The 20,546-nt window shown below is 55.7% G+C and carries 16 protein-coding genes; 11 read left to right on the plus strand and 5 right to left on the minus strand.

The window, feature by feature from the left end; translation table 11 throughout:
- Positions 1-1,315: 1,315 nt before the first annotated feature.
- Together Q1Q75_RS11685 and Q1Q75_RS11690 are read right to left on the minus strand one after the other, a co-directional pair.
- Positions 1,316-4,804, minus strand: coding sequence for an autotransporter outer membrane beta-barrel domain-containing protein (locus Q1Q75_RS11685; protein ID WP_300670609.1), 3,489 nt, complete (start codon positions 4,802-4,804; stop codon positions 1,316-1,318).
- A 326-nt stretch (positions 4,805-5,130) separates the two neighbouring features.
- The gene (locus Q1Q75_RS11690; protein WP_300670612.1) at positions 5,131-6,477 is read right to left on the minus strand and encodes an MFS transporter; all 1,347 of its coding nucleotides are present in this window, start codon (positions 6,475-6,477) and stop codon (positions 5,131-5,133) included.
- Between the two features lie 504 nt (positions 6,478-6,981).
- On the opposite strand from Q1Q75_RS11690, the gene Q1Q75_RS11695 reads away from it, so the two are divergent.
- The 3 genes from Q1Q75_RS11695 to Q1Q75_RS11705 all read left to right on the plus strand — a co-directional run bounded on the left by Q1Q75_RS11695 (position 6,982) and on the right by Q1Q75_RS11705 (position 9,845).
- A complete protein-coding gene (locus Q1Q75_RS11695; RefSeq protein WP_300670614.1) occupies positions 6,982-8,712 on the plus strand; it encodes an aldehyde ferredoxin oxidoreductase family protein in 1,731 nt (576 codons plus the stop codon).
- Positions 8,713-8,800: 88 nt separating this feature from the next.
- Positions 8,801-9,034, plus strand: a complete 234-nt coding sequence (locus tag Q1Q75_RS11700) for a MoaD/ThiS family protein (protein ID WP_300670617.1) — start codon at positions 8,801-8,803, stop codon at positions 9,032-9,034.
- 85 nt (positions 9,035-9,119) lie between these two features.
- The gene (locus Q1Q75_RS11705; RefSeq protein ID WP_300670619.1) at positions 9,120-9,845 is read left to right on the plus strand and encodes a hypothetical protein; all 726 of its coding nucleotides are present in this window, start codon (positions 9,120-9,122) and stop codon (positions 9,843-9,845) included.
- A gap of 553 nt (positions 9,846-10,398) precedes the next feature.
- On the opposite strand, the gene Q1Q75_RS11710 is transcribed toward Q1Q75_RS11705, so the two are convergent.
- Complete coding sequence (locus tag Q1Q75_RS11710) at positions 10,399-11,262, minus strand: methyltransferase domain-containing protein (protein ID WP_300670623.1); 864 nt, start codon at positions 11,260-11,262, stop codon at positions 10,399-10,401.
- A 293-nt stretch (positions 11,263-11,555) separates the two neighbouring features.
- Between Q1Q75_RS11710 and Q1Q75_RS11715 the strand changes: the two genes are divergently transcribed.
- From Q1Q75_RS11715 to Q1Q75_RS11745, 7 genes are all read left to right on the plus strand, one after another.
- A complete protein-coding gene (locus Q1Q75_RS11715) occupies positions 11,556-11,954 on the plus strand; it encodes a (deoxy)nucleoside triphosphate pyrophosphohydrolase (RefSeq protein WP_300670626.1) in 399 nt (132 codons plus the stop codon).
- Positions 11,951-12,559 carry a hypothetical protein gene (locus tag Q1Q75_RS11720; protein ID WP_300670627.1) on the plus strand — a complete coding sequence of 203 codons (609 nt, stop codon included), beginning with the start codon at positions 11,951-11,953 and terminating at the stop codon, positions 12,557-12,559. The genes Q1Q75_RS11715 and Q1Q75_RS11720 overlap by 4 nt, the downstream gene beginning before the upstream one ends.
- A 329-nt stretch (positions 12,560-12,888) precedes the next feature.
- Positions 12,889-13,638, plus strand: a complete 750-nt coding sequence (locus Q1Q75_RS11725) for an enoyl-CoA hydratase/isomerase family protein (protein ID WP_300670630.1) — start codon at positions 12,889-12,891, stop codon at positions 13,636-13,638.
- Between the two features lie 155 nt (positions 13,639-13,793).
- Positions 13,794-14,510 (plus strand): enoyl-CoA hydratase, encoded by a 717-nt coding sequence (locus tag Q1Q75_RS11730; protein WP_300670631.1) that lies wholly within the window; start codon positions 13,794-13,796, stop codon positions 14,508-14,510.
- A gap of 156 nt (positions 14,511-14,666) precedes the next feature.
- On the plus strand, positions 14,667-15,344 hold the full coding sequence (locus tag Q1Q75_RS11735) for an HAD family hydrolase (protein ID WP_300670632.1): 678 nt from the start codon (positions 14,667-14,669) through the stop codon (positions 15,342-15,344).
- A 278-nt stretch (positions 15,345-15,622) separates the two neighbouring features.
- Complete coding sequence (locus Q1Q75_RS11740; RefSeq protein ID WP_300670634.1) at positions 15,623-15,904, plus strand: peptidylprolyl isomerase; 282 nt, start codon at positions 15,623-15,625, stop codon at positions 15,902-15,904.
- A gap of 226 nt (positions 15,905-16,130) precedes the next feature.
- Positions 16,131-16,757 (plus strand): Rnf-Nqr domain containing protein, encoded by a 627-nt coding sequence (locus Q1Q75_RS11745; protein WP_300670636.1) that lies wholly within the window; start codon positions 16,131-16,133, stop codon positions 16,755-16,757.
- A 354-nt stretch (positions 16,758-17,111) separates the two neighbouring features.
- Here Q1Q75_RS11745 and Q1Q75_RS11750 read toward each other — a convergent pair whose 3' ends face one another.
- A complete protein-coding gene (locus Q1Q75_RS11750) occupies positions 17,112-17,996 on the minus strand; it encodes an MBL fold metallo-hydrolase (protein ID WP_300670639.1) in 885 nt (294 codons plus the stop codon).
- A 372-nt stretch (positions 17,997-18,368) separates the two neighbouring features.
- On the opposite strand from Q1Q75_RS11750, the gene Q1Q75_RS11755 reads away from it, so the two are divergent.
- On the plus strand, positions 18,369-18,716 hold the full coding sequence (locus Q1Q75_RS11755; RefSeq protein ID WP_300670641.1) for a hypothetical protein: 348 nt from the start codon (positions 18,369-18,371) through the stop codon (positions 18,714-18,716).
- A 25-nt stretch (positions 18,717-18,741) separates the two neighbouring features.
- On the opposite strand, the gene Q1Q75_RS11760 is transcribed toward Q1Q75_RS11755, so the two are convergent.
- Complete coding sequence (locus tag Q1Q75_RS11760; RefSeq protein ID WP_300670644.1) at positions 18,742-20,304, minus strand: glycerol-3-phosphate dehydrogenase/oxidase; 1,563 nt, start codon at positions 20,302-20,304, stop codon at positions 18,742-18,744.
- Between the last annotated feature and the right edge of the window lie 242 nt (positions 20,305-20,546).

Raw genomic sequence — 20,546 nt, forward strand, 5'->3', positions numbered from 1 at the left:
AAACTTCAAACACAAACAGCACTCATGAGTTACCTTTTCAGCATTACCGTCATGCCAGAACTAAAAACAGATCAAACAAACGGTGAAGTGTATTGAACGGCCTCGAAACAAACCCTGCGCGCCACACAACCCCGTAACCGACATCTTTAAAAGGTAAAACGTGTCGTCATTCAACGGGCAGCGCTCTAACCAAATCAAAAGCAGACATCCTCTTTACCGGGCGGACTCTGAAGAATAAGCAAAATCTTATATCGGACTACAAAGCCAAAAAGATTAGTCAATTATTCATTGGATATTTTACTGACAATCAGTTGATGTATTTTGAAGTAACATCATTGATTATGGAGGGGTAGGCCAGATAGCCCGGATATTTCATAAAAAAACGACCACGTCAAATCAATAATAAGTTATTACAATAGGTTACCCCGAAGGATGTAGGCATTTCAAAAATGCAAAATGTAACTTACCTTTTTCTTCTCGCTTTTCTCACCCTTCGGGCGAGCCGAGTGCAACCATCTTCTGCGTTATCAGAGCTTTGAGGTAAACCACTACATCTGCAGCTCTGATGCCTTGAATATGAGTGCACTCGACTCGTGAAATATCCGGGATAGGTAGAGTATTAAAAATCCGGCCTTGGCCATCGTTTGAGCCACGACCTTGAAAAGAGCCCCGAAATTGAGCGCCGCACTCCGGTGCAGCTTTTTAGTTTGTCGTTATCCATGCCGCACCGGTGTGCGGCACTCCAGGGAATAAGGGTGTTCAAGCGGTGATGTGAACACGGCGATAGCCGAAACGATGATCAAGGACGACAATCCGCTACCACGTGCTCACCAAACACCAATGCCCCATCATAAACGGGGCATTGGTGTTTTTTACGAGTTTTTTTTGTGCCTATTCAGCTGAACGTTGCCTCCGGCGGCCCTGCCGGGGGCCAAACTTTTGCCTGATTTTATAAAGACGGGTTTAACAAACAGGCCTTAATACATCTCTCTTTGTTTGACCGTTGAAGTCGTGAAAACTCTGGCCACTGGCTCCGTCATCAGCGAATGTGAACACCCTGAAAACCAATCTTCGCAGCCCTCGCAGCTATAGTTATCACGTTCATGTCAACCCAGAAATTCCCAGAGAAAAGCCGTCAGCTCACGCACGTACAACGCTCGTTGCTGGCCTTCACTCTCCGGGCGAATGCAGACGCATTTAGACCCCTCCGGGCGAATGCGTCCGCATTTCAGGCTCAAGACACGCCTCCCGATGCGCATTCGCAAACCAGCTTTCAAGGTGGCTCACCTTGCCGCCGGAGGCTGTTTTCATCGTCTTAAAATTCAAAGCGCACCTTGCCGCTGACACTGTGGGCATTAAAATCTTCACGGCCGGCGTAATCAAAGCCGAGGCGCAGGCTCACGGCGCTCTCCTCTACGCTGGCCAGGGTGAAGGCCGTGGAGAGCTCCCAGCTGGTCTCGGCCGGGTCCGCGCCGTGGGCCACAAAGCCCATGTTGCCGCCGACGAACCGGGCGGTGGTGACCACGCGGTCTCCTTCCAGGTCGTAGCGCATCATGGCGGAGGCTTCTGGGGTCAGCACGCCCCAGGATTTCACCCAGCTGCGCTGGACGGTGGCGCCGCCGCCGATGTTCAGAACGGTGTAGTCCTGGGAATCGACTTCCAGGGCCCCGCTGTCCTTGCCCCCGGTTTCCGTGTAGCTGTCGTAGTCTTTGACGGAATAATCCACCACCAGTCGGGGGGTGACCTGCCATCCGGCGGAGCTTAATTTCATCCCCAGGTTGACCATGGCGTTATAGCTGGTGCTGTCATAGTCGGCCGTGAACACCTTGTCCCCTAAGCGCCGGGCGCTGTCCACGTTGCCAAACCCTGCGGAGAGGACCGCTTCGCCGAACCATTTGCCCCCATCCACGCTGCTGTAAAGACTGAACAGGGTATCGTCCATGTCCATTTCAGAGCTGCCGTCATCGGCGTCCGCATTGGTTTTGCCCTGGGTAAAGGCGACCCCTAAGGTCAGGGAACCAACCTGCCGGTCGCAGCCGAGGCTGAGCCCTGTGGTGTCGGCATCAAAGCCAACGACCCCATCCCGCTTGCCCTGATCGGCGTCGGTGAAGCTGGCATTGTACCACAGCCCACCAGCGGCCGCGATCTCGTCCCCGCTGTTGAGGCCCATGAGCCCGCCCAGACGGTTCCCGATATTGGATTGAGAGGCGACGAGGGTATGGGCCATCCCGGTGAGAAAGGCCCCACTGACTTTAGGCATCCAGGCTTCGGGATCCGTACCAAAAACAAAGGAGTCCGGCATATCGTTTAAAGCAGCGTTTAGCGCCTGGCCCGCATTGCCGGAAATACCGGCCTCGACAGGGCTCAAAAAAGACACCCTGGCAACCAACTCGTTATCGGACGGGGTGTCCACCCAGTTCAACCCGAGCAAAGGTGAGTTGCCTTCAATCACCAACGTCAACGCGGCCTGATTTTCCGACACATTGCTGCCGGATTGAAGCAGCCCATACTCTTTGCTGTCACCCGCCTTGGCAAGGCCCAGGTCATCGGAAGGAACAATCTTGAATGTTGTGCCATCTGCAAGGAGAGCAGAATCGGTTTCAAAATAAAAAGTATTGTCCGCTTCCGCTTCGGCAGAATACCCGAAGCCGTCTTTAGAACCAAAGGTCGCCTGCAAGGTACCGGTGGCGGCGTTGGTCAGAGCCACCCTGCTCAGACGTCCGCTGAGAAGGCCCTGGTTATTCACAGAAACCTGAGACCGAGTCTCTCCGTCACTGAATACCATAGAATAATCGTCAGATTCAGTCCCCTTGACAGCCCACGCCCCCACGACAGACGACGTCTCATCAATGGTGATCTCGCCTCTTTCAAGAAGAATAGCCGCACTAGATGGCTCCATCTCGCGTGCGTCAACCTCCCCTTTGGAAGAAACACCCACGGCCTTTACCACGCTGCCGTTAGCCAGGCTAATAACCAGCGGCCCATGATTTTCAATCCCGCAAATACCGATTGCTACGGCCCGCTCGGCTTCCGCCGTAGCCAGGACCCTCGTATTATCGAAGGCAAAGGTGGCCTTCCCATAAAGGTCGCTCACAGCAATCCCCATGGATACAGCGATCGAACCCTCTATAAGGGCTGCCTTTGTCTGCTCCCCGGTAGAGGTCGAAAAAGCTTGAATCGTGGAATCAGTTAATTGGAGAGTGGCCGGATCCCAGTCATTCTCACCGCTGAGTCCCTTCAGCTGAATGCCGGAGACAGCAGAAAAACTGGTACGAGCTGCCGTTGCCTTGCCGGTCACCTTAATGGTTGTCCCATCCAGGGTGATAGCGGTCCGGTCGCCCACCCGTAGTCTATCCATTGACATCCCGCTATCGACCAAGGTCACTCTGTCGACGCCTTGCGGGGCAACCAACAACCCGGAGACCATTGATATTTTCTCCGACACACCACCCACCCTTGCGGCACTGTCACCATTCGGGGCCTTAGCCGTTGCCTCCGCCGTCACCGTCACCGTTGTATCGGTGAGCCGGATATCTGCGTTGGTGTAACGCACTGCGCCAATGCCCACGGGAACAACACCCTCATCGCTTTTCCCGACCACGGCAATCGCATCACCGGTGCTCTGATCAGCTGTCGCTGTCATGGTGCCAGTGAGGGTCGCATCGGTCAGGTCAATGTCAACCCAGTTTACATTTTCCATCCCCAGCACAGTGGCCGAGGCAATGGCACTGCCCTCTGGCGTTGAATCGGTAGTCTTGAACGCCACCTCTGCTGCATGTGCAGTGGCCTTGGCCGTAAAACACTTCTCCCCCGCCGCCTTGACCACACCATGCCTTGAATACCTTATAATAGCCGCACCGGCACTCGCTTCAGTCCCCTCGGCCTCGGCATTCACGCTTGATCCGTTGCCCACCATCAAGCTTGCGGTATCCGGGCTCTCAATATCTTCTAAAAGAACACCGATGGCTAAGGCCTCACCCGCCGCGCCCTGAGACTTCGCCGTGGCATGAATATGGGACTCTCCGTCCAACGCGACCTCAGCCTCCTCCGCCGTGTAGATGAGCACTCCCAAGGCGCTGATTTCGGCCTTATCACCGGATACCTCCTTGGTGACGTCAATCGTAGAGCCTCCGGCCAAGGAAACCACCCCATGAGCGGTCGTTTCAATCAAGACCCCAATGGCTTCACCCTCTTCATATGAAACCGCCCCCTTCACTTGCAGGGCCTGTCCCTTAACGACAAGGGAAGCGCCATCACTCATCGCCAATTCCGCCGTGTTAGGCAGTGTGACATCCCCCAGATGAAGGCCATACACGTCGCCCTTTGTTGTCGAGGCTTCGAGCCGTGCCCCGGCCATCGTCACGTGAGCACTGTCAGCATGTTGGATATCGATACCCGTCGTGTCTCCCGCTCCTGCAGATTCCACGACCACCGAGGCCCCTTTGCCCAGGTCAACCCGGTTGTCACTGTTTTCCCAATGACCGTCCATGAGAATACCGGTCAACGCCTCAGCGTTCGCCGCCTCCCGTTTAAGATAAATTTGCGCCCCTGACTCCAGGGTCACCGAGCCTCCTTCCCCGAGGCGCAGGGCAGCGTTGCCTTCCGTCACGTCCAGTAGCGCATCCTTTTCCAGCTTTATCGTAAGGCCACGGGTATCCAGGCCACCCTCGGCACTGGTATTGTCCGTACCGGTTATCACCACGGGGGAGGCGGTGACCGCCTCGCTTGCCGCGGCAACCCCTGGTCCACACAGCATCAGAGCAAAAAGCCCCGCACACGTCAGATCCAATCGAATTTTTTTCACGAAGACAACCCTTTCAACCCATGTCATCAAACAAAAATGACATGCTCTTACGCATAAAAATAATCTACAGCTCTTTTCCCTGCAGATCTCGCCATGCCTTGGCATGACCTACTTCCTCAAAAAAAACATAGTTATCCCATCGGGGGCACCATCCCATTTCCCGTTACGCAGAGAATGAGCCACCCCCCGCGTTCAACGCCTCGGATTCCCATTGTTTATAACTATGATAAGTTCAATGAAAAACATAGTTAAAAGAAGGTTAAAATCAATGCCTGAAGCGGCCGCTTAGTAAAGGACAACATCCCTATATCACGTGTCTTATCTGATCATTTCGCCGTGATGGCCCTCTGCCCCAGGGCATAAAGCAGAAAAAACCCGATAAGGATCACAAAAGTGACGGGAAAGGCAAAAAACGTTTCCATAAAGAGGCGGTCTTCGAGACCCGGGCCGGTGAGCAAGGGCTCTTCGGCCATGAGGGGCGATCGCCCCATGGAGAGGAGCACAGCGTAGAGTACGCCGAGAAAGCCATAAGAGAGATTATAGGCCAGCCCTTTGAAGCTGAGAACCGTGGCCCGAACCGCCGAAGCGGCCACGCTGTTCAGGTAATGGCTGACGAAAAAGGCGAGCATGCTCATGGCGCCAAAGAGCATGAGGGCGGGGAGAAGGCCCAGATATGGGGTAAAAAAAGCCATCCAAACCAGGCTGGGGAAGGTGATGGCGGCGAGCACGGCCAGGTTGAAGCCAGGCGATCGGGTCTCGGCCAGATGACGGGAGAGCCTCGGCACCACAATGCCCACGCCCGCCACCAGAGCACCGATAAAACCAAACCCCGCCTCGGGAATCCCGATGACCCGGTAGTACTGACTGGCCAGGGTAATGACCATGCGCATCACCCCGTCAAAAATCAGCCCCACCAGAATAACCTTGAGGGCAAAGGGTGTGGAGAGAATCCAGCGCCCCGCGTCAAGCGTTTTTTTCAACGCCTGGGCAGTGGAGGGAAGTTCGTTCTGCTCCAACGTCTTGGGCTCTTTCATGGCAAGGGCACACCCCAGGGTGAAAAGGCCAAAAACAAAGGTCATCACCAGGGGAATACGCAAGGTTAGGTCCTGGGTGACGGTGAGCCCAATACCAAGGAAAGAGACAAATCGGCCCATCACCTCCGGGTCGTAGACCAGCCCGCCGGTGATCATGGCAACGACAAAAGCCACCGACTGAACCCGCATTTGCACTTCCAGCACCCGGCCCCATTCCCCTTCCATCCCCTCCTGCTTCAGGGCATCAAAGGCCAGGGCTTCATCCGCGCCGCTGGCCGACGCCTCGGCCAGCCCGCTCAGGACCCGGTTCACCAGAAAGATGCCAAACAACAGCGCCCCTCCCCGGATGGGAGCCACACAAAGGAGAAAAAGCTCCACACACATCATGGCCCCGGTGGCCACCAGAAGACGCTTGCGGCCGATGGTATCGGCAAGGGCTCCGGAAGGCACCTCGGCCAGAACGATCACCGCGGCCCAGATGGCGTTGAGCAGGGCAAACTGGGAGACCGTGAGTCCAAAATCAAGAAAAAGAATCGAAAAAACCGGATAATAAAACCGAGCCGTAAAGAAAAGACGAAAGGCAATGAAGAGCCTTACGTTTCTTACGGAAAAAGGGGATCGAGATGATAAAACCGACATGGCAGGTCTCCCGTCAGGGTCAGTAAAAACTGCGATGGCCCTCCATGGGAACACAGAGGGCGCAGTGAAAAAATCTGAAAACCAGTAATCCGCATCAAGGGGACAAAGCCACGGCAGCGAAAATATTTTAAAAATCGCATGCGACGGCGCAAGGGGTCGTCTCTTTCAAAGAAGTTCGGGTTTCGCAAATCATAACAAGCCCCGCACCACAACGAAATACCAATTCATCCCAGCCGTTTATTAAGCCTTCAAACATCAGCAATCAAAAAACCTAATAAAAGTATGCTCACAACAACCATGAGCACAAACCGAAGAGCCCGGCCAGGCAACCGGGGAGTCCCTGTATCTCAAGGCACTGTCATTTCAAACAATAGTCATATATTCCTTTTAAATTCAGGCAGATTTATTTTATCATTTATCCTGTGTTCCGGCTGTGGTATTCATCAATTAATGATTTATTAATCATTAATTTCATCATGTTTTACTTATGGAGAGGAACGCATCATGAATAAGATTCTTAGAATCGACACAAAGCAGAAAGGGTTTTCCTATTCTGAACCGGAGACCCGCCTTGCCCTCATGGGAGGGCGCGCCCTGACGTCACGAATCGTGATGGACGAGGTTCCTCCGACGTGTCACCCCTTAAGCGCCGATAACAAAATTATTATCGCACCCGGCCTTCTTTCCGGCACCACTGCCGCAAACTCCGGGCGACTCTCGATTGGCGCCAAATCCCCCCTCACCGGAGGGATCAAGGAGAGCAACGCCGGTGGCCTTGTTTCTCAGAAACTTGCCCGCCTGGGCATCAAAGCCATTATCCTCGAAGACAAACCCGAAGGCGACGACTACAGCCTCATCCACATCACCAAAGACGGGGTAAAATTCATTCCCGCCGATGACCTGGTGGGGATGACGAACTCAGAGGTGATCACCACCCTCTGGGAACGTTTCGGCGAAAAAGTCGGCGTGGCCTGCATTGGCCCGGCTGGAGAGCAGCGCCTCACCGGCGCCTCCATCCAGCTTGCCGATCCCAAGGGCAATCCCGGAAGGGCCGCCGGACGCGGGGGCTTAGGCGCCGTCATGGGCTCTAAAAAAATCAAAGCCATGGTCATCGACGACGCTGGCTGCGAGCGTGTCAAGCCCGCCAACAAGGAGGCCTTCTCCGGGGTGGCCAAAAAATGGGCCAAACTCCTCACCAGCCACCCTGTTTCAGGCCAGGGCCTTCCCGCCTTCGGGACAGCCATCCTTGTCAACGTGGTCAATGAAGCCGGCGGCATGCCTACCAAAAACTTCCGCACCGGTCGCTTCGACAAAGCCGAAAACATCAGCGGCGAGTTGATGGCCGAGCTCATCGAAAAACGCGGCGGCATCATCAAGGAAGGCTGCCACCCCGGCTGCGTCATCAAATGCTCCCAGGCCTATCACGATAAAAACGGCGACTACCTGACCTCCGGGTTTGAGTACGAAACCATCTGGGCCTTCGGCGCACACTGCCTCATCGACGACTTAGACGCCATCGCTGAAATGGACCGTCTCTGCGACGACATCGGTGTCGACACCATCGATACAGGGGTGGCCATCGGCATCGCCATGGAAGGTGGACTCATCGAGTGGGGCGACAAGGCCGGTGCCATTGACCTGGTCAATAAGATCAGAACGGGCGACCCCATGGGTAAGATCATCGGCAACGGCGCGGCCTTCACCGGTCAGGCCCTGGGCGTGGACCGTATCCCTGTGGTCAAAAAGCAGGCCCTGCCCGCCTATGATCCCCGTGCCGTTAAAGGGGTGGGCGTCACCTACGCCACCACCCCCATGGGGGCCGACCACACCGCAGGATACGGCGTCTGCCAGAACATCCTCAAGGTGGGGGGCGACGTGGATGCCCTGAAAAAAGAGGGCAACATCGATGTCTCTAAAAACCTCCAGGTAGCCACCGCCGTCCTGGACGCCGCAGGCCTCTGCATCTTCGTGGCCTTCCCTGTCCTGGACAGTGAAGACGGCTTCGGCATGATTGTAGACATGCTCAACGCCCGCTACGGCGTCAACCTCACCGCCGATGACGTCCTCGCCATCGGCATCAACACCTTAGAGACCGAAAAGGCTTTCAACCGTGCCGCCGGTTTCACCAAGCATGACGACCGACTGCCTGCCATGTTCAAGGAGAATCTGGAGCCCCATAACGTCACCTGGGACTTCACCGATGAAGAGCTCGACAGCACCCTGAACTTCGGATAGCTGCGGCACCCTTCTGAAATGAATAAGAGCCGTGCCATTGCGCACGGCTCTTACCGTTACAGGGGCTTAAGCCAGCCAAGGAAACCGCATGGAAATTGAAATTAAACTGTTTGCGACGCTCCGGCCCTACCTGAAAGGCCTTTCTCGGGAGGGGCACCTGGATGTCCCGGATGAAACCACCGTGGCGGATATTGTGGAGATACTCCAGCTGCCGGCCGAACAGGTCCGGCTGGTCTTTGTCAACGGCAGGCATGCGAGCAGAGAACATATTTTGAACCCAGGCGACCGCGTGGGAATCTTCCCCCCCGTCGGAGGCGGTTAAAATCCAGATAAAAACGATCTGTAAACGAAATCACCCCTCAAGCTAAAATTTTTTCACGCCATCGCTGCTTACATTGGGAGGTATCATGCGAATCCGCTGCACCCTTATTGCCCTTGTTGTTCTGTTCGTTTGTTCCTGCGCCCACCACCCGTCCCTCACCCCAAAGACCCTCGACCAAGCCTACCTTGCTGCCATCATCGATGCAGAGGTGGCCACCCCTTCAGAAATCTCAAAAGATCTACTGGCGATTACCCCTGGCAACCCGAGGCTCATCCGAAATGCACAAGGGGACATCCGCGTCGTCACCTGGACCGACTGGAAGGGATACGACACGAAGGTCGGACAACACCTCTCCCTCTCCCGAAATGTCTGGGTCACCGTGGCCCCCTTCATGCAGTCTTTCTGCCGCGAATGCGAATTGACGGGACAGGCCCTCGACCTTCGGGTACGCCAGAGACTCGGTCTGCCTCCTCATGATCCCAAAACCCGATTTGTCGAGTTCTGGGTCTCTCCCGACGACCTCTTCCGCCCCTCCCCCGACCCGGAGATCACCGACCATGAAGCCGAGCTCTCCTTTCCTGAACCCCAACGGTTTATCACCATCTCCCAGGATCACCGACGATGGTTCGAAACCCTGCAAAAAGAGTCCTATGGGAAGGGGGGGTACCCCTGGACACGCCTGGGATACACCTATGACTGGGGAGGAAAAACAGAGGTGGGAGAATCAGAGTTCATCATCACCCAAGGGGCGGATGTGACCGTCCACAGCGTGACGCTGACGGAAGAGTACTGTGAGGGCCGCGAATGGTGAATGGTGAATGGTGAATGGTGAGCGGTGAGTGGTGAGTGGTGAGTGGTGAGTGGTGAGTGGTGAGTGGTGAGTGGTGTGCTTGCGCACCATTTGTTCGGAAAACCAATCCCTTTTGTAACTATTCAGCCCATGCCACCCAATCGTCACACACCGATACGACAGGGACGATGAGGAAGGACACCGTATAAAGGGTCTGTCCTTATGGTAACCGTGTCGATGTGAAAGGTAGGGTGCGCCGTGCGCACCGCTTAACGTGCAGTAAACCTGCAACGCCGCATTTTATAATAAATGTTGGGATGGGGCCGGCGGTTTGCGTGACGTTGAACGGTGCGGGAGCCGCACCCTACGGTCTGAAACGGTTTTGTGAAATTTTTTCCAAAAAGAGGCCCTCCGGTGACAGGATGAAGCTGAATAGTTACCCCTTTTGTAACCATTCAGCCCAATCTACTGGAGTGGAGAGAACATCCCGCCATCCGATCCCCCATAGACAACATGCTTAAGCACCATTTATTCAGAAAACCAGCCCCTTTCGTCATTTAATGGACCTATTTCATTAAGAGGCCTTTCTGCAGAGAAGATGCACATAGCGCCCCATGGAGGCGAAGGGCTCTTTGCGGCAGTAGGCGCGCTCGACCTCAAGGGTGTCTTCGTAGCTTCGGGCCTTCTGGACATCCTTTGTCATGTAGTCGGTAAAGACCCGGACCCCGGTTTTCCGGACGACGGTCAGCCCCATGCCGGCCACCCACCCCTCGACCTCTGCCGGGTCCAGGGGATGGAGCGGTGTAAAGCTTTGGGATAAACCGCCGAACTCCCCGGACATGACCTTGCGAAAATTTCCAAAGGTGGCGTTTCGCTGAATCAAACAGTTGACGTTATAAAACATCAGGGAGAGGGTGCCTCCCGGAGCCAGGGAGTCCACCAGGGCCTCAAGGGAAGCCTTTGGAGCCACCAACCACTCCAGGACCGCGTGAAAAAGAATCAGCTGGAAGCCTTCATCTTTGTCTTGAATAAAATCCTGAAACGGCCCCTGATGAAAAGAGCAACGCTCCATCACCTGCGCCTCCGACGCCATGGCATCGGCAAGCTCCAGCATCCGCTTCGATAAATCACAGAAATGAACCCGATGGCCCTGCCCCGCCAGCTCGCATCCCATCTGCGCCATGCCGCAGCCGGCATCCAGAATATCCAGGGGCTGAGCCCCCCCATAGAGCCCCGAAACAAGCTCCGTCAGGTCTTCCGTCAGCAGGGCCAGGCGAATGCGTCCCTTGATGGTTCCGTAAATATTCTTTGCAAAGCGATCGGCCAGATCGTCAAAATTCCGATCTTCTCTGGGGTGGCTTTCCTTCATGGCGGTCCTGCCCTGTGGGTTGGGGGTGTTTTCATCGTAACTCATGGCTTCAGATACACCGATTTCCACACAAAGTCGAGGGTTCCCCTCTTTTTGAAGAGATGGGTCAGGCTCCCGAATAGGGGCCGAAAGACGGGCCAAAAGAAACGTGATGTTCCCCGGGGGCAAAGGTTATGATCTGTTTGTTAAACCCGTTTTTAATAAAATCAGGCAAAAGCTTAGCCCCCGGCAGGGCCGCCGGAGGCATAAGCTGAATAGTGACTCCCAGACAATGCCAGAATCAGGGCTGAGGCAAGGGCTTGCGCACGCTTGGTTGAGCTGGTAGGGTACATTTTTTTAAACCCGAATTCAAGGGATCGACCATGCTCACCGTCACCGCGGCGCTTCTCCGCAAAGAGGGCAAAATTCTTGTGGCACGCCGCCGCCCCGGCATCCGCCACGCAGGGCGCTGGGAATTCCCCGGTGGAAAACCCGAAGCCGGAGAAACCCCGGAGGAGGCCATTGTCCGGGAAATCCGGGAAGAGCTGGGCATCCTCACGACTGTTTCTGCCTACTTTGGAGAGAGCATCGCCCACAACGGCAATGCAGAAATCCGATTGCTGGTCTTTGAGCTGATCTGGGTAGAGGGGGACCTGATTCCGGTGGATCACGACCGCATCGACTGGGTTCATCCGGAGGCCCTTCTCAGCTACGACCTTTTAGAGCCGGACCGTCCCATTGCCCGACAATATATCCAGCGTGAGGAAACACAGCCCCGGTGACATCCTGCCGCAGTATCCCGTATCGCCTTTTCTGCACACGCCGGAACATCCTGCTGTGCGATGTGGTTTTCTCCTTTTCGGAGCCTTCCTGCAGCCATGGACGCGTCACCCTTGTGATCACCTATCCGGACCCGACATCAGGCGGCGCGGTAAAGCGCCATGCGCAATCTCAGAGCTGGTTTGAAAACGGTCACGGAGAGCTGCTCATGTGTGTCGGCCGGTTTTCTCTGCCCGACGCCCTGAAAAGACGCGGCATCGGGTCCTGGATCTGGTCCGCCATCCATCGTCACCTTCCCCCGGAGGTCCAGGACCGCTTAATCCTCACGGGGTCCCTCTCTTCCACCGACGCACTGGTCTCCAGAACCGATGCCGACGGCCGACCGGTCATGGGCTCTGAGGCCCCTTTGTTGATGAACCAGGTGGGGATACGAAACCGCTTCTGGGGCCGAATGCTCTTGCCATCGGACCTGAAGCAGCCTGTTCTCTGGTGTGATGAGAAAGGAAACGGTGCGTTTCGCGGACGTTTCAAAGACCCGCTTCACGCCCGGAACGAAGACCGCATCCGGGCTGAGCAGCCCGCGGCCCCCCTTCTAAGATCTGCCTGAAAAAAGACGGTTGGTACCGATTCAGCTCCAAAAGAAGACTCCGGCGGTAAGCTGTGCCCCCTTGCCACGGCGCAGCCGTTTTTTCCAAGCGCAGCTGAAGGCGAAGACGGATCGCTTGTCGCGCCGTCGCCCTTTGACGTGGGGCGAATGGCGACGAAAACAGACTGGAATCACCCACCACTTAACTCCCCCCTATCGACCGGCATCGGCAGGAATATTCACAACCCTCACTATTCATTTGACGAACGATCCATAATCCCATTAGCATTCACTGATTAACTCACCGTAACGACAACATGCAGCCCACCCCAACGGATACGGAGACCGCCATGGAACGACTCATTTTCACCTGCGAAGGACGCATCGGCCGACTCACCCTGAACCGCCCCGACAAATACAACGCCTTTGACGAAGAGATGGTCTCAGAGCTTGAGGCCCTTTTCGCACGGCTCATGTACAATGAAGAGGTGGGTGTCCTCATTATAGACGGAGGCGAGGCCAAAGGCTTCTGCGCCGGACTCGACATGCAGGGCTACGGACCGGCCATCTTCGGCATGCGCCCGGTGGATGCCTACAACGCCCAGGCGCGCATGAGCCGCCTGATGCTTGCCATGCGCCGCATCCCGCAGCCGATCCTCTGCTGCGTTCACGGGGCCGCCGCAGGCATCGGATTCTCCATGGTCATGGCCTCGGATATTCGCATCTTAGCCGACAACGCCCGCTTTTCCGCCGCTTACATCAACATCGGCCTGGGCGGCGCAGACATGGCCTCCAGCTACTTTCTCCCTCGCCTCATCGGATCGGGCCGGGCCAACGAATACCTTCTCACCGGCAACTGGATGAGCGCCGAAGATGCCATGAGTCTGGGTTTTGCCAGCCGCCTCGTGACCCAAGAGGCGATGATCCCCACCGCCACCGAGCTGGCCACCCTCATGCTCTCCAAAAACCCCCTGGGAATCCGCATGACCAAAGAGGCCATCAACGCCAACATCGACGCCGGTGGCCTGGAATCCTGTCTCCAGATGGAAGACCGAAACCAGATGCTTATGGCCTTTGCCATGCACAACCCGAATCAATAGGTTCGCGAATGGAGTTTCACACCTTGTCGTCTTCCCCGGCAGGGCCGCCGGAGAATCTTTCCCTCTATCAAAGCTGAATAATGACGTTTTAAATTATTTTTTCTCGACGTGGCTTTGCCACACCAGCCATCCCATGAAACAGGAGACTACAAATTATGACATCAGTCGTTTTGTATGAAAAGAAGGGGGCGGTCGGGCTCATCACCCTCAACCGGCCTGAGCGCCGCAACGCCATCACCCAACCACTTCTTACCGAGCTGTTTAATATTGTAGAAGCGGCTGACGCAGATACGGAAGTGGGTGCTCTGGTGCTGACAGGACAGGGGAGCAGCTTCTGCTCAGGCATCGACCTGGACTGCCTGGCCACCGACAATATCGTCAACCCCCGAGGCGACGGCAAAGACATGGTGGATGTGTTTCAGGCGTGCGCCACCCCCATTATCGGCGCAGTGAGCGGTTACGCCATCACCGGCGGCTTTGAGCTGGCGCTGAACTGCGATTTTCTTGTCGCTGATGAAACCGCCTGCTTCATGGACACCCACGCCAGAATCGGAATTCACCCCGGCTGGGGCATGACCCAACTCCTACAGCAGGCTGTGGGCCGAAAACGAGCCCTTCAAATCTCCCTGACCTGCGAAAAAATAACGGCCAAAAAAGCCTTTGACTGGGGCCTGGTCAATGAAGTGCTCTCGGAAGAGACCTTGCTCGCCCGCGCCCTGGAGCTGGCGCAAAGCATCACCTCTGTCAACCGGGAGATGATGCAAACCGTGAAAGGCTTTATTGAAAGGCAAAATGCCGTCCACGTAAACGAGGGCCTCAGCCAGGAAAAAGCCGCGTTTAAAACCTTTGCCGCGAAGGTCCTGAAGAGTTAGGTAACTATTCAGCTTGTGCCTCCGGCGGCCCTTCCGGGGTTCAAACAACGCATCTGCAACCTGCTTTCAAGGTGGTACACCTTGCCACCGGTGGCTTTTTTAGAGCTGAATAGTGACAGATTGAGACCCTCAGAAAATGAATAGGCGAATCACACCATGCCCGACTTTAAAGCCGTGTTCTTCGATGTGGATGGCGTCCTTCTGGACTCCCTCCCCCCCCACCTTGCCCTCTGCAGGGCGTTGAACATCCAATACGGACTGGGACTCGACATTCCCGATATCGCGGCGTTCAAACGCATCGCCCGAAGCGGGGTTCCCATCAGCCCCATGGTGGCCTTTTTCCGTGCGGTGGGATTTCCTGAAGAGGAGGCAAAAAGAGGGGACCATGAGTATCGAATGCATTTCACGAAACGCTACCGGATACCCGTGTTTCAAGGGGTTCAAGAGATGCTGCAACGCCTGACAGACTCAGGTCTTTATCTCGGCATCGTGACGGCAAACACCCTGACCAACATCCAAAAACCCCTGAAATCCGCGTTCAGCCTCTTTCACCCCCCTTGTGTCTTCACCCACGACACCACCGAGGGGCTTCCCAAAGCAGAGGCGATCCGGAAAGGAGCAAAGATTCTGGGCATCACGCCGTCTGAGATTCTTTTCGTCGGAGATCAACGGTCCGATGCGCAATCCGCAACGGACGCGGGGGCCCACTTTCTGGGCGTCACCTACGGATGGGGCATAGCGGCGGTAAAAATGAGCGGCCCTACGGCCGGATCTCCGGATGAAATCGCGGCATGGGTGACTCACCGGGTGCGCCCCAACCGGACAGAGCCATAGAAACGGCCTTCTTCCATGGCAAAACGGGAGAAAAAGCGATCCCGCAAAAAAGCCACTGGAGTGATTCCGGGCACTGTCTAACCGTGGATTGCCGGGGTTAGCCGGACTCCGTCCTTTTCCAGAATCTGCATAATAAGTCTCTGCATCCCCGCCCTTTGCATGATATAGAGGAAAAGTATCCCAAGAAGACGCCCGGAACCCAGAGTTCAGATGATCACCCGGGACGCAGGTAACTATCCGAAAATAAATCATCATGACAATAAAAAAAGGATCAAACCATGGCCAGTGCAAAAGCCCGCCACATCCTTGTGGCAACCGAAAAAGAGTGCAAAGACCTGAAGAAAAAAATTGAAAACGGCGGCGACTTTGCCAAACTCGCCAAAAAATTCTCCAAGTGCCCCTCAGGTGAACAGGGAGGTTTCTTAGGTGAATTCAAGCCCGGCGAAATGGTCCCCGAATTTGACAAGGTGGTCTTTTCCGCAGAGCCCGGCGTGGTCAGTGAGCCCGTAAAAACCGATTTCGGCTACCACCTCGTGGAAGTTATCAGCCGCAAAGATTGATGCCCAAACGCCTGAGTATAGAATAAACAGCCCCCCGATGTTTAGCCTGGGGGGGCTGCTCACGGGCTCTCCACTGAAAGCACTCATAAAAAATCACCGCCCGAATATCCTGCCCCCCTTCCCTGAAATGTGCTATGAGTTTGTGATACATCAGATAACATATATCGTTTGAACGGATGAGGACCCTCCGCAGGACCCCACCCGTTCAGATTACAGGGAGTATCGCATGAAGTCGATCGGGCGTCTTTTCCGTCATTTTTTTTATGATTTATGGATCGGTTTGCCGGGATGGGTGGTTTTTTTCAGTATCTTCTGGCTGGTAAGCGTCTTTTCGGTAAGCACCGACATCGCCTCGGCTCTCTTTCTGGGGGCAGGCACGGCCCTGGTACTCCTGGCCACAAATACCTTTTTTTCCTGGGCGTCCACCGCCTCATATTTCCAGAGCGGTGCCCCGACCTCGCTTCGATACTTCCTTCCTGTCCTTCGAGGGATACTCTACCTCCTCTGCGCCTCCCTTATCGTGCCCTTCTATGAGCTCCTGCTGCGACTCGTGGTACCTGAAGCCTATCAACGATTTCAGGACATCACCCCCTTTATCCCGGTCGCCTGCCTGATCCTCAGCCAGTTCGGCTCCCTTCCTCACCGCCACCCTGTCCGTGAATCAGTGATCGACAGCCTCTCCACGGGCACCGGATTCCTTGTCTATCTGCTCTTCCTCGGCGTCATCACTCAACGCCTGGTCCAATACGAAAAAAGCCCCTTTTACGGGGCTGTCCTGGGAGGAATCCTGCTGGGCATGATCGCCTATCTCGGGCGAGAAAAACAAAAACGCAACACGAACGCACACGAATAGAAGAGACAAAAAGCCTGCCTTCTGTGGCTAAAGTGCCTGAAAAAAAGCCTCCGGCGGCAAGGTGTGCCACCTTGAAAGCAGGTTTGCGAATGCTCTACGGCTGTCGGTACGATAGGCACCTCGCGTCCGCATTCGCGTGAAGGGTGAGGACGTGCCTCGCAGGACGCAAGCGCATAAACTGCGGGACTTCTCTCGACGCTACCAGGCAGAGCCTATGAGCGAAAAATGGTGATAAAATCACGAAGGTAGCCGAAACAATCATCATGGCTTTTTTTACAATGGATGAAGCATTGCAACTCCTCGAACGAAGAACTAAGAACCAAGCACGAAGAACCTTTTCCTCTCGTTGCCAGGCTATGCCGCGTACCAGAGTCCTTCCTCTGAGCCCTTTACCATCCCGGCCTTCTCCAGCCGCACGAGGTGCTTTTCTATCATGCATTTCTCCCAAAACAACACAAACCGGGTGGGATGCTTCGGGTAGATGAGCCGTTGGCTTGCCAGGGAATGAATATCAGAAGGATGCTCTTTGATAGCATCCAGGATCCGCTCCTCCCTCTGAAAAATTCGCCCTCGAAATTCAGCCAGGACCTCTGCCGATGAGCCATTGCAGACCTTCTTGCTGTGGGAGGTCACCATGGCCCTGGGCTTCAGGGCAATCAGCCGATCAATGGAGGCCATCAGATCGTCGATATCCGCATCGGGGTCGGCATAATTGGGGCCCACCGCGGTCAAACAGATATCCCCGGTGAAGAGAATCTCCTCCTCCGGGAGAAACACCGAACAATGCCCCGCCGTGTGACCGGGGGTGTGAAGAATCTCCATGCGGGTCTTCCCGCAATCAATCACCTGGCCATCCGCCAGGGTGCCATGAACCGGACGCTGAGTATAGAGGAGCGTCGGGTCCACCGGAAATTCATCCATATGATCCTGAAACCCGCCCTCCATCAAGTGGCTCCAGCCCCCGCTTGCCGCGACAAGGGCCACATCATCCATGGACGCACGCTCCCGGGAATGGACGCACACCTTCGCCCGGGGAAAAAGCCCGTTGCCCTTCACATGATCGATGTGGCGATGGGTGTTGATAATGAGATCCACACTCTCCGGCTTAATCTCCGACAAGGCTCTGCCTCCACCGGTTTCCACAAGAACTTGACGATCGTCCTCAATAAAAAGGCAGTTTGACCCGCCATACCCTGCATTCACAAGCAGGGAGACACCGTCTCCCAATGAAACACACATCGTTGACACACTCCAAACCGCTTTGACTGCGGCTTCATTTCAAGATCTGATCACATCATCCGGCATGTCTTTTCAGCCATGACCTCCAGATCCAGCGGAGCTGTTTTGATCATGTCCAATGGCATGAGGAGCCCTGAGACCAACCCCAGCACTCCCACCTGTCGGACAAAAAAAAGGAAAGATTATCTCAACCCACCCCAGGAATCAACCTGTTTGCCCTCCTCCCCATGAAAACCCTGTTGCCAAACCGACAACCCTTACTATAGAGTAAACATTTACATTCACAACGATTGATGCGCTCACAAAAAGTCACCGTCCAAGACCCGTGCGGCACTTCTTAGAAGGCCATCAAGACATACGCACGAGGTCCTCATGAGCCGTCCGGCATCCAAAGCAACCGCTGTTGTCATCCACTATCTGGCCTACCTTCCCCTGGCCGGGGTCACGCTCTCTGTTTACTTGATTCTGAAAACCCTGATCCTTCAAGTCATCCTCCTCGTTGACAAAGGAGGATGGGCCTGGGTAAAAACCCATCAAGCCTTGAACCTCGGGTTTCTGCAACTCATTCTGGACGACCGGCTCTCGGCGGTTCGCCGTCAACTGGTCTTAGGTGCCGCCAAACTCGCCAACACACCGGCCCTCATCGTCTTTCCCTGCATCGCCCTTCTCTGCTGGCTCACAGGAAAAGGCCTGCAGGCTCTGGCCAAGGGAATCAAATAGTTCCTTATATTTTCGCACCGGCTTTTCACCCCTCCAAAATATATCCCTTTGCCAATGCGATGAAACGGTCCACCTGAGCATCCGCCCAGGCCTGGTCTTTGCCGAGCTCCTTGGCCATCAGGCGGGCCACAACAGGGGCCGCCTCCATGGCGGCCCGGGCGTCCAGGATCAGGGCGCGGGTGCGTCTCGCCAGGACATCCTCCACGGTACGGGCCATTTCGTTTCGCGTGGCCCAGACCACTTCAGCCTGACGATAGGGCAGCTTCTCGTGGATGGGGTTCGCCAGCTCCGGGGACTCTTTTTCGATGCGCTTGATCAGGCGGGCATCGCTGCCGTAAAGGGGATACGGAGCATTGCCCGCTTCGTCGGCGGACCAGCCGTGGAGATTGAGGTACTCGGTCCGGGAGGGTCGGTCCGGAAGACCGGCCACATGCATGGCATGATCCACGACGTCCTGGCCCATTTTGCGATAGGTGGTCCACTTGCCCCCGGCGATGGTAATCAGCCCGGAGTTGGAGATCTCCAGGTGGTGGTCGCGGGAGATCTCCGCCGTCTTTTTGGCGTCGGTGGAGCCGATAAGGGGACGAACGCCGGCAAACACACTGAGGACATCGCGGCGTTCCGGGTTCTTGGTAAGGTATCGGGCGGCATGGGTCAGCAGAAACTCGATCTCATCGTCCTGGGGCCGGGGCTCCATCACGGGTTTGTCGATGGGGGTATCGGTGGTCCCCACGATGACCCGATCGTGCCAGGGCACGGCAAAAAGAACGCGGCCGTCGTCGGTCTGGGGCACCATGATGGCGCTGTCCCCAGGGAGAAAGGATTTCTCCAGGACAATGTGCACCCCCTGACTCGGGGCGATCATGGGCTCTCGGGCGGCATCGTCCATCCTGCAGAGATCGTCGACGAACATGCCCGTGGCATTGACGACGCAGCGCCCTGTCAGCTCGACTTCTTCGCCACTCTCCTCGTCCACGACCCGAACCCCCGTCACCAGCCCCTGGTTCTTTATCAGACCCGCCACCCGCATGCCATTGACCAGGCAGGCACCATGGTCTTCCGCCGTCAGCGCCAGGGTCACGGCGAGTCGGGCGTCATCAAACTGGCCGTCGTAGTACATGACCCCGCCCTTGAGGTCTTCCGGTTCCAGGGTGGGGATCAGTTCAAGGGTCCGCTCCCGGGAAAGATACTTGGAAGGCTTGATCCCGAGTTTTCCGGCCAGCATATCGTAGAATTTCATGCCAATCCCGTAGAAGGGCCCTTCCCACCAGCTGTAATTGGGGACAATAAAGGATTGATGACGAACCAAGTGGGGCACATTATGAAAGAGAAGCCCCCGCTCGTGAAGGGCCTCCAGAACCAGCGTGATATTGCCCTGCTGAAGGTATCGAACGCCTCCGTGGATGAGTTTTGTGCTGCGGCTGGAGGTCCCTTGAGAAAAATCGGCCTGCTCCAGAAGAAGGGTGGAGAACCCTCGGGAGGAGGCCTCCACCGCCACGCCAAGGCCGGTGGCACCACCGCCTGCCACGATAACATCCCACACACGCCCACGCTCTGTTGCCTGCGAAAACATTCTGGATCTGTTCATGATTCCTCCTTACCCTCGGGTATAGGCTTGCTCACACTATCAAAAAGGGGATGCCAACGATCCACGGCCCTCTATTCAACCCTCACAGGTTATCGCACCAAATTCGCTGTCTTCAAAAATGAGTTTATGCTATAATATTCAGATAATATATCATGCTATATACGTAAGATTCCGGCCCCAGCTGCCCATTCAATTCGCTTTTATCAGCCGCCTGCCATGATGCGAAATCTGTACAAACCGAC

The organism is Desulfoluna sp., from assembly GCF_030145185.1.
In the GTDB taxonomy this organism is placed as follows: domain Bacteria; phylum Desulfobacterota; class Desulfobacteria; order Desulfobacterales; family Desulfolunaceae; genus Desulfoluna.

What these genes read in the sequence shown, in the direction of transcription:
- Q1Q75_RS11690 (WP_300670612.1), bottom strand. Translation starts at nt 6,477, where the DNA reads ATGTCGGTTTTATCATCTCGATCCCCTTTTTCCGTAAGAAACGTAAGG.
- Q1Q75_RS11695 (WP_300670614.1), top strand. Translation starts at nt 6,982, where the DNA reads ATGAATAAGATTCTTAGAATCGACACAAAGCAGAAAGGGTTTTCCTAT.
- Q1Q75_RS11700 (WP_300670617.1), top strand. Translation starts at nt 8,801, where the DNA reads ATGGAAATTGAAATTAAACTGTTTGCGACGCTCCGGCCCTACCTGAAA.
- Q1Q75_RS11705 (WP_300670619.1), top strand. Translation starts at nt 9,120, where the DNA reads ATGCGAATCCGCTGCACCCTTATTGCCCTTGTTGTTCTGTTCGTTTGT.
- Q1Q75_RS11715 (WP_300670626.1), top strand. Translation starts at nt 11,556, where the DNA reads ATGCTCACCGTCACCGCGGCGCTTCTCCGCAAAGAGGGCAAAATTCTT.
- Q1Q75_RS11725 (WP_300670630.1), top strand. Translation starts at nt 12,889, where the DNA reads ATGGAACGACTCATTTTCACCTGCGAAGGACGCATCGGCCGACTCACC.
- Q1Q75_RS11730 (WP_300670631.1), top strand. Translation starts at nt 13,794, where the DNA reads ATGACATCAGTCGTTTTGTATGAAAAGAAGGGGGCGGTCGGGCTCATC.
- Q1Q75_RS11735 (WP_300670632.1), top strand. Translation starts at nt 14,667, where the DNA reads ATGCCCGACTTTAAAGCCGTGTTCTTCGATGTGGATGGCGTCCTTCTG.
- Q1Q75_RS11740 (WP_300670634.1), top strand. Translation starts at nt 15,623, where the DNA reads ATGGCCAGTGCAAAAGCCCGCCACATCCTTGTGGCAACCGAAAAAGAG.
- Q1Q75_RS11745 (WP_300670636.1), top strand. Translation starts at nt 16,131, where the DNA reads ATGAAGTCGATCGGGCGTCTTTTCCGTCATTTTTTTTATGATTTATGG.
- Q1Q75_RS11750 (WP_300670639.1), bottom strand. Translation starts at nt 17,996, where the DNA reads ATGTGTGTTTCATTGGGAGACGGTGTCTCCCTGCTTGTGAATGCAGGG.
- Q1Q75_RS11755 (WP_300670641.1), top strand. Translation starts at nt 18,369, where the DNA reads ATGAGCCGTCCGGCATCCAAAGCAACCGCTGTTGTCATCCACTATCTG.
- Q1Q75_RS11760 (WP_300670644.1), bottom strand. Translation starts at nt 20,304, where the DNA reads ATGAACAGATCCAGAATGTTTTCGCAGGCAACAGAGCGTGGGCGTGTG.